The 12988-nt window shown below is 61.5% G+C and carries 9 protein-coding genes; 3 read left to right on the top strand and 6 right to left on the bottom strand.

What is annotated here, in order from left to right; genetic code table 11:
* Positions 1-282 precede the first annotated feature (282 nt).
* Positions 283-2328, top strand: a complete 2046-nt coding sequence (gene paaZ, locus KB890_RS02925) for a phenylacetic acid degradation bifunctional protein PaaZ (RefSeq protein WP_020324672.1) — start codon at positions 283-285, stop codon at positions 2326-2328.
* A 476-nt stretch (positions 2329-2804) separates the two neighbouring features.
* Positions 2805-5072 carry a primary-amine oxidase gene (gene tynA, locus KB890_RS02930; RefSeq protein ID WP_211778011.1) on the top strand — a complete coding sequence of 756 codons (2268 nt, stop codon included), beginning with the start codon at positions 2805-2807 and terminating at the stop codon, positions 5070-5072.
* Between the two features lie 2 nt (positions 5073-5074).
* Here the strand turns inward: tynA and KB890_RS02935 are convergent, their stop codons facing one another.
* The 3 genes from KB890_RS02935 to KB890_RS02945 all read right to left on the bottom strand — a co-directional run bounded on the left by KB890_RS02935 (position 5075) and on the right by KB890_RS02945 (position 8616).
* Positions 5075-6058 (bottom strand): zinc-dependent alcohol dehydrogenase family protein, encoded by a 984-nt coding sequence (locus tag KB890_RS02935; RefSeq protein WP_004173216.1) that lies wholly within the window; start codon positions 6056-6058, stop codon positions 5075-5077.
* Between the two features lie 43 nt (positions 6059-6101).
* Entirely contained in the window at positions 6102-6992 is an 891-nt protein-coding gene (locus KB890_RS02940) for an oxidoreductase (RefSeq protein ID WP_020324622.1), read from the bottom strand.
* Positions 6993-7116: 124 nt separating this feature from the next.
* Entirely contained in the window at positions 7117-8616 is a 1500-nt protein-coding gene (locus KB890_RS02945; RefSeq protein WP_020324665.1) for an aldehyde dehydrogenase family protein, read from the bottom strand.
* Positions 8617-8851: 235 nt separating this feature from the next.
* On the opposite strand from KB890_RS02945, the gene feaR reads away from it, so the two are divergent.
* Positions 8852-9754, top strand: a complete 903-nt coding sequence (feaR, locus tag KB890_RS02950) for a transcriptional regulator FeaR (protein WP_020324674.1) — start codon at positions 8852-8854, stop codon at positions 9752-9754.
* Here the strand turns inward: feaR and KB890_RS02955 are convergent, their stop codons facing one another.
* From KB890_RS02955 to KB890_RS02965, 3 genes are read right to left on the bottom strand one after another with little or no spacing between them, the layout of a single operon-like run.
* A complete protein-coding gene (locus tag KB890_RS02955; RefSeq protein WP_002902522.1) occupies positions 9755-10078 on the bottom strand; it encodes a YdbL family probable chaperone protein in 324 nt (107 codons plus the stop codon).
* A 7-nt stretch (positions 10079-10085) separates the two neighbouring features.
* Positions 10086-10271 (bottom strand): YnbE family lipoprotein, encoded by a 186-nt coding sequence (locus KB890_RS02960; RefSeq protein WP_004140145.1) that lies wholly within the window; start codon positions 10269-10271, stop codon positions 10086-10088.
* Positions 10268-12907, bottom strand: a complete 2640-nt coding sequence (locus KB890_RS02965; protein WP_020324643.1) for a YdbH family protein — start codon at positions 12905-12907, stop codon at positions 10268-10270. The genes KB890_RS02960 and KB890_RS02965 overlap by 4 nt, the downstream gene beginning before the upstream one ends.
* Between the last annotated feature and the right edge of the window lie 81 nt (positions 12908-12988).

Raw genomic sequence — 12988 nt, forward strand, 5'->3', positions numbered from 1 at the left:
TCACCTTTATGATTCCTATATTCACAACAAAAACATTTATGTGAATCACTTTGTTTATTGAAGGTTACATATTGGTTAAATAAAACCACAAATTTTGTTTGCTCTTTTTGTGATAATCTCCGCAAAACCTTTTGTAAACCACAATAAATACAGTAAGTTAAGCATAATGTGTAACGCCATCGCGATCACAATGTTAATAATTTATTAAATACGGGCTTGCATTTTATGATTCATAAAAGAACTATTTATAGATATCACACGTAACACATTTGGAGATTTGCGATGCAGCAGTTAGCCAGCTACTTATCCGGCGCCTGGCAGACCGGCCGGGGCCGCGCCCGTACTATCCATCACGCCATCACCGGCGCGGCGCTTTGGGAGGTGACCAGTGAAGGCCTGGATATGGTGCAGGCGCGCCGCTTCGCGATTGAGCGCGGTGGCAAAGCCCTGCAGACGATGACCTTTATTGAACGCAGCGCGATGCTGAAAGCGGTGGCGAAACACCTGCTGGAGCAGAAAGACCAGTTCTACGCCATCTCCGCGCAAACCGGCGCCACTCGCGCCGACAGTTGGGTGGATATTGAAGGCGGTATCGGTACCCTTTTCACCTATGCCGGGCTCGGTAGTCGAGAATTACCGGACGATATCCTGTGGCCGGAAGACGAGCTCATCCCGCTCTCCAAACAGGGCGGTTTTGCCGCGCGTCATGTGCTAACCTCGAAATCAGGCGTCGCCGTCCATATCAACGCCTTCAACTTCCCCTGCTGGGGAATGCTGGAAAAACTGGCGCCCACGTGGCTTGCCGGTATGCCGGCGATCATTAAACCGGCCACCGCTACCGCCCAGCTCACCCAGGCAATGGTGAAAGCGATTGTCGACAGCGGCCTGGTGCCGGAGGGCGCCATCAGCCTGATTTGCGGCGGCGCGGGCGATCTGCTCGACCACCTCGATAGCCAGGACGTGGTGACCTTTACCGGGTCAGCCGCCACCGGCCAGCAGCTACGGGCGCACCCTAACCTGGTAGCCAAATCCATTCCCTTTACCATGGAAGCAGATTCACTCAACTGCTGCGTGTTAGGCGAAGACGTCACGCCGGAGCAACCGGAATTCGCGCTGTTTATTCGGGAAGTGGTCCGCGAGATGACGGCGAAAGCCGGGCAAAAATGTACCGCTATCCGCAGAATCATTGTGCCACTGGCTCAGATTAATGCGGTTAGCGATGCACTGATCTCCCGCCTGCATAAAGTAACCGTCGGTGACCCTGCGCAGGAGGGCGTTAAGATGGGGGCCCTGGTTAATAGCGAACAGCGTCAGGACGTACAGGAGAGCGTCAATAAGCTGATAGCCGCTGGCTGCGAAGTACTGCTCGGTGGAGAGGCGGATCTCAGCGCGGCCGGCGCATTTTTCCCGCCGACCCTGTTGTACTGCTCACAGCCGGATGAAACGCCGGCGGTTCACGCCATTGAAGCTTTTGGTCCGGTGGCGACGCTGATGCCGTATCGCGACCGCCAGCATGCGCTGACGCTGGCGCGCGCCGGCGGCGGCAGTCTGGCGGGGACGCTGGTCACCGCCAGCGGCGAGCTGGCGCGCGAGTTTATCCTCGGCGCCGCCCGCGCCCATGGCCGTATTCAGATACTGAACGAGGCGTCCTCGGTCGAGTCAACCGGCCACGGTTCGCCGCTGCCGCAGCTGGTGCACGGCGGCCCCGGCCGCGCTGGCGGCGGAGAAGAGCTTGGCGGGCTGCGTTCGGTGAAACACTATATGCAGCGTACCGCGATTCAGGGCAGCCCAACGATGCTGGCGACCATCGGTCAACAGTGGGTGCGCGGCGCCCAGGTGAGCGAAGACCGTATTCACCCGTTCCGCAAATATTTCGAAGAGATTCAGCCTGGCGACAGCTTATTAACCCCGCGCCGAACCCTGACCGAAGCGGATATCGTTAACTTCGCCTGCCTGAGCGGCGATCATTTCTACGCGCACATGGACAAAATCGCCGCCGCCGAGTCGATTTTTGGCGAGCGGGTGGTCCACGGCTATTTCCTGATCTCCGCCGCGGCCGGGCTGTTCGTCGATGCCGGCGTCGGGCCGGTTATCGCCAACTACGGGATGGAAAACCTGCGCTTTATTGAGCCGGTCAAACCGGGCGACACCATTCAGGTTCGCCTCACCTGTAAGCGGAAAACGGTCAAACGTCAGCGCAGCGCCGATGAGAAAGCCACCGGCGTGGTGGAATGGGCGGTGGAGATTTTCAACCAGCACCAGCAGGCGGTGGCGCTGTATTCCATTCTGACCCTGGTGGCGCGTCAACAGGGAGATTTCCCGGCGTGATAGCGAAAAATAGACCGCTGGCGCTCTGTTGGCCGACCCTTTAGCCTTTGATACTGCAATCGGTTTGCAACGGTTTCGCCCCGGGAAGTCCTTTATGTTATCTGTGGCTTCAGCGCACATTGCGCTCCCGGTTAATCGTCTGCGTTATGCCTGGCATAGCGCTGGGAGCGCACAGGGGGCGGCCAGTCGCCGCCGCCCCCTGTACCCCCGGGCTCGGGCCAGCAAGAATGGTGAATAAATTAACGGCAGGCCGCACGGACCGTAGGCCGGGTAAGGCGTCAGCCGCCACCCGGCAAAAAAATCAGCGCACGTTCTCAATGCCTCTGCGGAGGCATTTTTTACGCCCGTCTGGCAAAACTGACAAACAAGCTGGCAAAAGCAAACAAACGCCCCGGCGCCGCTGGCTGGTAGCTTAAGGATGACAAAGCCGACATTCGCAGCGGCAAGAGACAACACAACAATAAGATGAGGTCACAATGGCAAACGGCTTGAAATTTTCTCCTCGTAAAACCGCGCTGGCGCTGGCCGTGGCGGTGGTTTGCGCCTGGCAATCACCGGTCTTCGCTCACGGTAGCGAAGCCCACATGGTACCGCTGGATAAAACGCTGCAGGAATTCGGCGCTGATGTGCAGTGGGATGACTACGCGCAAATGTTCACCCTGATAAAAGACGGCGCTTACGTCAAAGTAAAGCCCGGCGCCAAAACGGCGATCGTCAACGGTAAATCCCTTGACCTACCGGTGCCTGTGGTAATGAAGGAAGGTAAAGCCTGGGTTTCCGATACCTTTATCAACGATGTCTTCCAGTCCGGTCTCGATCAGACCTTCCAGGTGGAAAAGCGCCCGCACCCGTTAAACTCGCTCTCAGCGGCGGAAATCAGTGAAGCGGTGACCATTGTCAAAGCCGCGCCGGAGTTTCAGCCGAATACCCGCTTTACTGAGATTTCCTTACACGAGCCGGACAAGGCGGCGGTATGGGCCTTTGCCCTGCAGGGAACGCCGGTCGATGCTCCCCGCACTGCCGATGTGGTGATGCTCGATGGCAAACACGTCATTGAAGCCGTGGTTGATCTGCAAAATAAAAAAATCCTCTCCTGGACGCCGATCAAAGGCGCCCACGGGATGGTGCTGCTCGATGACTTCGTTAGCGTGCAGAACATCATCAATGCCAGCAGCGAATTCGCTGAGGTGCTGAAAAAGCACGGTATTACCGATCCTGGCAAAGTGGTCACCACCCCGCTCACCGTTGGCTTTTTTGATGGCAAAGATGGCCTGCAGCAGGATGCGCGTCTGCTGAAGGTGGTCAGTTATCTGGATACCGGCGACGGCAACTACTGGGCGCACCCGATTGAAAACCTGGTGGCGGTGGTCGACCTTGAAGCGAAGAAAATCATCAAAATCGAAGAAGGTCCGGTGATCCCGGTCCCAATGGAGCCCCGTCCGTATGATGGTCGCGACCGCAACGCCCCGGCGGTGAAACCGCTGGATATTACTGAACCGGAAGGCAAAAACTACACCATTACCGGCGATACCATTCACTGGCAGAACTGGGATTTCCACCTGCGTCTTAACTCGCGCGTCGGACCAATTCTGTCAACGGTGACCTACAACGATAACGGCACAAAACGCCAGGTGATGTATGAAGGTTCCCTCGGCGGGATGATCGTTCCCTACGGCGACCCGGACGTCGGCTGGTATTTCAAAGCCTACCTCGACTCGGGCGATTACGGCATGGGCACCCTGACGTCGCCGATTGTTCGCGGTAAAGATGCGCCGTCAAATGCGGTACTGCTGGACGAAACTATCGCCGATTACACCGGCAAACCGACCACGATTCCAGGCGCGGTGGCCATATTCGAACGCTATGCCGGGCCGGAATATAAGCACCTGGAGATGGGCAAGCCCAACGTCAGTACCGAGCGCCGGGAGCTGGTGGTGCGCTGGATCAGCACCGTCGGCAACTACGACTATATCTTTGACTGGGTGTTCCACGACAACGGCACCATCGGTATCGATGCTGGCGCCACCGGCATTGAAGCGGTGAAAGGCGTGCTGGCGAAGACTATGCATGACCCCAGCGCCAAAGAGGATACCCGCTACGGAACGCTGATCGACCATAATATTGTCGGCACCACTCACCAGCACATCTATAACTTCCGCCTCGACCTCGATGTGGACGGCGAGAACAACACCCTGGTGGCGATGGACCCGGAAGTGAAGCCCAACACCGCCGGCGGCCCGCGCACCAGTACTATGCAGGTGAATCAGTACACGATTGACAGCGAGCAAAAAGCGGCGCAGAAATTCGACCCGGGCACTATCCGCCTGCTGAGCAACACCAGCAAAGAGAACCGCATGGGCAACCCGGTCTCATACCAGATTCTCCCTTACGCCGGCGGCACGCACCCGGCGGCGACCGGCGCCAAATTCGCCCCGGACGAGTGGATATATCATCGCCTGAGCTTTATGGATAAACAGCTGTGGGTGACGCGCTACCACCCGACAGAGCGATATCCGGAAGGGAAATACCCGAACCGTTCCGCCCACGATACCGGCCTGGACCAGTACGCGAAGGATGATGAGTCGCTGACTAACCACGATGACGTCGTGTGGATCACCACCGGCACCACCCACGTGGCGCGCGCCGAAGAGTGGCCGATCATGCCGACCGAGTGGGCGCACGCGCTGCTCAAGCCGTGGAACTTCTTTGACGAAACCCCTACTCTGGGCGAAAAGAAAAAGTAATCTTAACCGGCGGTGAAATCCAGCAGGATCTTACCGCCTCTTCCCGGCTGGCCGGCGGCGGCAATCGCCGCCCGCCAGTCGTTCAACGCTATACGCTGGGCCGGCGGCTGGGAGGTCGTCGGCAGGCGCTGCCAGATTTCGTCGAACGCTGCCCGCCACGCCGCCACGCTGAGTGTCGGCAGCGCCTCCCGCAGATGAAACTTGCGCACCGTCGCGCTACCGCGCGTCTGGGTCAGCGGCCGCCCGGATAACAGCCCATAGGAGATCAGGGTCGACGACCCGGGCAGCACCGACAGCAGCGTATTCGCCAGTTCGCCGCCCACCGCGTCAAACACCAGATCGCTGTGCTGGCTGACCTTCTCCATCAGCGCCCGGTCGGTATCGAGGATCGGATAGATCCCGGCCTGTTCCAGGCGCGCCCGGTGCTGCGGCGAGCGAATAATCCCGCTCACCGAGCGGGCGCCCATCGCCAGCGCCCACTGCCCCAGCAGACTGGCGCAGGAGGACGATGCCGCGGTCAGCACAAGGTGTTTTCCGGCAACCGGCCAGCGCTTGAGCATCAGCATAGCCGTCAGCGGATTGATATACCCGCGGGCGGCCAGCAGATCGTCAACCGCTGGCGGCACCGGCACCAGCCAGGTCTCATCCAGATCGATAAACCGCTGCCAGGTGCCGCCCCCGCGCAGGGGCAGCACCCGCTGGCCCGCGGCCAACCGGCTGCCGTATGGCGCGGCGACCACCTCACCAAGGCCTTCATAGCCGGCGACGGCCGGCAGTCGGGTGCGGTGGCGATAGGCGCCGGTCACGGGGATCAGATCCGAAGGATTCACCGGGGCAAAGCGCATCCTGACCCGCACCCGTCCGCCCGCCAGCGGCGCCAGCGGCAGGCGTTTCAGGGTCAGCACGGCGGCCGGCGGCCCGTAGCGGTCATAAACAATGGCGTCGTTGAACATCGACTGGCTCCAGACAACGAAAGTCGGGATCATAGCAGATCCCCCTTCCAGTGGCTCGCACCCGCGCCTGCCCGGGTCAGCCCGGGCCGTCGCTGGCCGCCGCCAGCAACGGCACGATGATATCGCTGAGCGGCGTCGGAATGCCGTGCTGACGCCCGCGACGCTGCACCACGCCGTTACGAATATCCCACTCCAGCGGTCGGCCATTGAGGCGATCGATCAGAATAGAGGTGCTTAAGTCGGCAGGCGCCCGATGAAAGCCGGCGATAATCTCCTCCGGCACGTTGTCGCTCAGGGCGGCCCCTTCCGCCCGCGCCACCTGCAGGCATTCGCGCAGATAAGCCAGCCCGAGGGCAGTGATGTCCTCCCGGGCGAACATCCCGGCGCGTCGTCCGGTCAGCACCATCAGACCGGCAACCGCGTTCTGCAACAGTTTGCGCCAGGCCACGGTGGTAAAATCAGCCGCCAGGTCCACCGCGCAGCGGGTTCCCGCCAGCGCCTGCTGCACCCGCTCTGCCCCCGGCAGATCCGGCAGCGTCAGGCGCGGCGCGGCGCGCAACCAGACAGAGGCATCGGCATCGCGCTGCGCCGGGAACCAGACCACCGACGGCAGCACCGTCGCGCCGCCGGTCAAGGGGGCAAACTGCTGGCGCTGCTCAACGCCGTTTTGCAGCACGCACACCACGGTGTCAGGGGAACACAGGGCCGTCAGCCAGGGGGCGATGGCCTCCGTCTGGGTGGTTTTCACCGCGACAAAGACCAGGTCGAAGGGGGCGGCTATCGCCATCGGTTCGGTGTGCACCGGGCCGGGCACCACGATCTCACCCTCGTCAGTGCACAGCACCAGCGCCGAATGGGCGGTACGCCCGCAGACCATCGGCGCCCTCCCCCTCTCAAACAGGGCGGCGGCAATCGTGGTGCCGATGGCGCCGGGACCAATTAGCGCAACCTTAGGAAATGCTGTCATGCCGAAGACCTCCTGATGATTCACCGCCCAGATTAGGCAAAGATTGCCCTCCACAGTAGCGAGAAAGACCGGAAGTCGGCAAGGGGCGCGTCGGGAAAAGCCTTTCGCCTTCCCCGACGGAGGGCTAGTAGCGCACGCAGACGGATTTGGTTTCGCACCAGCCGTCGAGCCAGTCAGGGCCGAAATCGCGGCCGGTACCAGACTGCTTCATGCCGCCGAAAGGCAGGTTGGCGTCAATCAGGGTATGGCTGTTGACCCATACCGTTCCCGCCTGCAGACGGTCGGTGTAGTTCAGGGCCTGGGTCAGATCGCGGGTCCAGACGCTGGCGGTCAGACCAAAATCGCTGTCGTTGGCCAGGCGCAGCGCCTCCTCGCCATCGGCCACTCGCACCAGGTTCACCACCGGGCCAAAAACCTCCTCACGGCTGAGACGCAGTCCGGCGTCGGGGTTTACCACCAGCGTCGGCGGAATATAGTACCCTCCCGCATCTGGTCCGGCGCTGCCGCTGATAAGCTCTGCCTTCTGCTGGCGAGCCTCTTCGAGGTAGGCCGCCACCTTGTCGCAGTGGGCCCGGGAGACCACCGGGTTGATCTGCGCCGTCTCCTGCATCCCCGGACCCACCTGCAGCGATTTCACCGCCTGCTCGAAGCCGCTGACCAGGGTGTCAAACAGCGGCGCTTCGATGTAGATCCGCGAGCTGGCGGCGCAGACCTGCCCCTGATTGAGGAAGCTTCCGGTCATCAGCCCCTCAATAACCCACTGGGGGTCGGCGTCTTTGAGCACAATCGCCGGATTCTTGCCACCCAGCTCCAGCGTCACGCGGGTCAGGCGGTCGGCAGCCCCGCGGGCAATCTGTTTCCCGGTCGCCGTCGAGCCGGTAAAGCTAACCTTCGCCACCTGCGGATGGGCGGTCAGCGCCGCGCCGCAGCCGGCGCCGCTGCCGGTGACCACGTTGAACACCCCGTCAGGAATGCCCGCCTGGGTCGCCAGCTCCGCCACCCGCAGCAGGGTCAGCGGGGTGGTTTCCGAGGGTTTGATGACGATCGAACAGCCCGCCGCCAGGGCCGGCATGACCTTCCACATGCCGATCATCAGCGGGAAATTCCACGGGACGATGCCCGCCACCACCCCGACCGGCTCTTTTTTGGTCCACGCCTGGTAACGCGCCCCTTGCGGGAACGGGATCGAAACGTCCAGCGTCCGGCCGCTGACCTTGGTGGTCAGCCCCGCGGTGTAGCGCATCCAGTTCAGGGTGCAGCCGACCTCAAAGGCGCGGGAGATGGCAATGGATTTCCCCTGCTCGAGGGTTTCCAGTTGCGCCAGCTCTTCGCCGTGCTGCTCCACCAGATCGGCAAAACGCAGCAGGATGCGTTCACGGTCAGCCGGGGGGCGCCCGGCCCAGCGGCGATCGACAAAAGCGCGCCAGGCGGACATCACCGCCCGGTCGACATCCGCCGGGCTGGCGTCGGCGGTGGTGGCAATCGCCTGCCCGGTGGCCGGATCCCAGACGGTTAACCGGTTTTCGCTCTGCGCGGCGCAGGGGGCGCCGTCGATATACAGGCCATGCTGACGGTCTAAAAACTGCTGGACGCTGGCAAGCAGCGCTATCTGTGAGGTGGACATACCCTTTCCTTATTCATCGCGGATAGTGCTTTCAGTCTATGTCTGGTTGGCGGTTGGCGCTTTTTTCTCTGTGACATTCGTTTGCGCCGCTGTGACAGTCGCCGCAATTCCGTCGTCTGCCCTCGCAGAAATGTGCCGCGGGTAATAGTTCTTTCATATACCCGCCATCGCGCCCTTGCCTGAGGCGACACAAATGCAACAATGCGGAAACATTGTTATTACAGGAGAAGGGCGAATGATGACCACGGCAGAGGGGGGGCTGGCATATCAGCGCTGGCTGGCGACGATCAATCAGGTCTGCGGCCATTTCGCCGCCCGGCCGCTGAAGGAGAGTTTCCACGGCGAGATTGACGCCCGCTACGCCGGCAGCCTCAAGGTCAGTACCGTCACCGCCGCCGGCGTCAATCTCTACCGCACACGCAATGAGATAAAACGCGATAACGACGCCTGGTTCTATACCGTGTTTCAGCTCGCCGGCGAAGCCATCATCGAACAGGACGATCGCCAGGTGACGCTGGCGGCAGGCGATATCACGTTAATCGACGCCGCCCGCCCATGCTCCATCGTCTGGCAGCAGACTTCGCGTCAGGCCTCGCTGCTGCTGCCGCGCCAGCGGGTGGCGCCCACAGGGAACATCACTACCGCCTGCCGGCTGGACAAATCTCTGCCAATGGTCCAGCTCAGCCAGCGACTGCTGCTGGAAAGCATGGGCGGCACGACGCTCTCCGCCAGCGAGAGCGAAGCCGCGCTGGAGGCGATCGCCTGCCTGTTGCGCCCGGTGCTGCATCAGCGCGATCCTGCCCCTTCCCGGCGGGAAAAGCAGTTTCAGAAGATTATTGCGTTAATCGATGCGTCCATTCAGTCGGAGCATCTGCGCCCGGAGTGGCTGGCCAGCGAGACGGGCATGTCGGTACGCAGCCTGTACCGGCTGTTTGCCGATCAGGGGCTGGTGGTGGCGCAGTATATTAAGAACCGGCGGTTGGATCTGTGTGCCCAGGCGTTACAGAATGTTCATGACGATGAAAAGCTGGCGGGGATCGGCTACCGCTGGGGCTTCAGCGACCACAGCCATTTCTCCACCGCCTTTAAGCAGCGCTTTGGCGTCACCCCGGGGGAATACCGCAAGCGCTGTCGCTAATTATTTGCGCAGCCACTGGCCGTTCAATCCCTGGACGTACTCCCCGGGCTGCGCGCGGGCCACCAGCTTCTGCCCGGCCATTTTCGCCACTTCATCCACCGGCAGATTGTTGTCATCCGCCAGCTGCTGGTAGCTTTCGCTGCGCGCGGCGTTAATCTGCTTTACCAGCGCCAGCGTCTCTTTATCCTGACGCAGCGGCGCGAGATAGCCGTTCAGCGTCTCCCCCACTCGTCCCTGCTGGCGCGCTTCGCTCAGGGTCAACGCCAGCGCGGGCGCGCTGAGTAAAGCCAGCGTCAGCGCCGCGGTTAACAGTCGTTTTCTCATCGTCGCCTCAGAACAAATCGCTGCGGGATTTGAGCAGGTTTTCCACATCCTTATCGACCTTGATATGGATCTCATGCTCAATTTTGACATTCATATTGATGGTGATGGGCTCTTTCGACGCCGCGATTTCGATGCGCGGCGTACAGCCGGCGAGCAGCATCGACGCCACCATGGCCAGTAACAGCTTCTTCATTTAGGTTCCTTACATGTCTTACCGTCCGTACAGCGCCGTACGGGCAGCGTAGCATTCTGCTCGAGCCACGCCTGTAAATTGTCGCCAAAGCGCAAACTGCGCCACAGGTCGAAAATATTCTCTTCATGAGCGTAGTTTAAATGCACGGTACTACTTTTCCCGTCCACCCGGCTGGTGCCGTTGATGCTGGCCTTAAGCGTCAACACGCCCAGATTATCGAGGTTAATCTGCGTCCACGAGCGGGAGATTTCCATATAGCGCAGCCAGTTAATCGCCGCCCCGGCGGAGACGTTATCCGCCACCAGCGCATCGGCGGTGTCTTTATCCAGCCGCAGGGTCATCGGTCCGTCATTGCGCAGCCAGCCGTCGTGGATGATCCATTGATTATTCTCCAGCCACAGCGGCAGCGCGCCGCTCACCGCGCCGGACATGGCGAACTGTTTCACCTTGACGGCGCTGGTCAGTTCGCTGCTGGAGATATGCTGCAGGCGGATCAACGCCGGGTCGCGCTGCGGCATACGCAGCTGCAGCAACGTCAGTTTCCCGCCTAACAGATCGACGCTGACGTCGCTGAGCTGCAGCGGATTGGCCTCGCTCCACGGCCAGGTGCCCTGCAGGTCCGCCGTCAGATTACGCGCGGTGACCTGGTTGACGATTTCGCCAATGCGCAGGGAGACCGGGCGGCGGATGCCCAGCTGCCAGTGACCGTCGCTGAAGCGGAACGGCAGGACGAAATCGACGCCGTTGATCTGGTTATCCGGCATCCAGGCGCTGCCGCCCTTCAGGACGCCATGGCCGCCCGCCTCAAATCCCTGCCCGGCTGCCGCCGAGAAGGCCACCTGCGCGTAGAGACTGCCTTCGCGCAGGTTCATCTTCCAGTCCGGCGGCACCAGCGGCTGGAACACCGTTAGCGACTGTTTTGGCCACCACGCCTGGCCGCGCAGCCGTTCGCCATCCCAGCGCCCGGACAGACGCACCGGACCGATAGCCTCGGCATGCAGGGCGCCGGTGAACTGGAACCACGTCGGGTCCCGACCGTCGAGAGCGAATTTCAGCGTTGAGGCCGGGAGATAGCTGCCGCCGGAGAAGGTGGTATTGGCGGCGTCCAGCGACAGCGCGCCGGTCAACCGCGGATGCTCAGCATCGCGCAGCCAGCGGATCGGCTGCTCGAGGGTCAGACGCGGGGTGCTGACCCGCATTGTGCCGTACTCAAGCTTATCGAAGCCGGTGGAAAGGCTGCTCAGGGTAATAGCATTGTCGCGCCACTCCCCGCTGCCCTTCACATCCCAGCGCGCCTGCATCGGGGTAAAATGTCCCTCGCCCCAGTAGCGCCACTGCCAGCGGCCGCTGTCGGGCAGAAAATCGCTCGCCTGACCGTCCAGATGCAGCGTAAAGTCGCCCATCTGCTGCTCATGGGCGCGAAGGATCGCCTGCAGGCGGCCATCGACGCCCTGCTGAGTGACCTTAACCCCGGCCAGCGGCCAGCGGATTTCGTCAATATTCAGCGCGTCGATCACCCGCCCGCGCGAGCGCAGCAACGCACCGGGGTGAAAAGCCAGCTGCGGGCTGATCAGCGGCCCGCTGAGCTGAGCCGGCAGCGCCGCGTATAGTATCATCTCCCCCAGCTTGGCCTCACCGGTGAGCCGCAGCGGCAGATCGCTGTTATCCATGCTCAGCTTGCCCGGACCAATATTCAGTACCGCATTGCCCTTCCCGGCATGCCCCTCGGTGAGAACATTCAGGCGACCGCTGACGATCATCTGTTCGGTGCCCTGCTGCCAGTTACCCACCGACAGCGCCACCCGCCCGCGCAGCGGATACGCCTCGTAACGGGTGCGCCAGCGGCCGTCGCTGATAGTGATCCGCTCCGGGGTGATCTCCCACGGCAGGTCCAGAATAGGCTCTACCTCACCCCGCGGGGTGACCAGCAGTTGGCCGCGATTGTGCTGCCACTCGAGCTCAGCATCGATCCATTCCGCAGTCTGCGGGAATTCGAAGGTGCCCTGCATCTGACCGTCGACCGGCAGACCATCCGGCACCAGCGGCAGATGGAAGGTCCCCACCAGCTTCACCGGCGGCTGATCGTCAGTCAGCCGGGCGCTGAACTGGCTGACGGTGAGCGCCTGGCCGCGCAGGCGCGCCTGCAGACTCAGTTCCTTCCCGGCAAAGCCGATATCCTGCTGCGCAGGCGTTAATGACATTACCAGCCGCCCCTGCCATTTCTCCCACGGCGAGAGCCGCAGATTGTCAATGGTTAACCAGCTATAGGGCAACATCGATTGCCATTCGGCAAGCGTGCGCGGTGAACCGGGAGAGGGATCGCTGGCCGGCAGTTTGCTCAGGCAGGCGCTGTTGATCTCCAGCTGGCCAATATGCAGCCGCCAGCGGCTGGGACGCGAGAGACGGGCATCGGTCACCCGGGCGATTTCACAGTCGCCCACCAGATAACGCAGATCGGGGATCAGCAGGGCCGACCGCGTCAGGCGCGGGCTCTCCTGCAAAGAGATACGCGTGCCCACGGGCAGCCAGATGCCCGCCAGCGTCGGCACCCAGTGGGTTAGCGTCAACAGCAGGGTTAGCGGCAATAACACCAGAACTAACACCAGCGCGATGGCGGCTTTATATTTACCCTTCATGGGCAGTTAATATCCTGATTCAACATAAGTAAAAGCCGAAAGGCGTCCATTGTGACACGTTCGACCAGTGAGTGAAAGTTT

The sequence above is a fragment of the Klebsiella sp. P1954 genome (assembly GCF_018199955.1).
In the GTDB taxonomy this organism is placed as follows: domain Bacteria; phylum Pseudomonadota; class Gammaproteobacteria; order Enterobacterales; family Enterobacteriaceae; genus Klebsiella; species Klebsiella pneumoniae.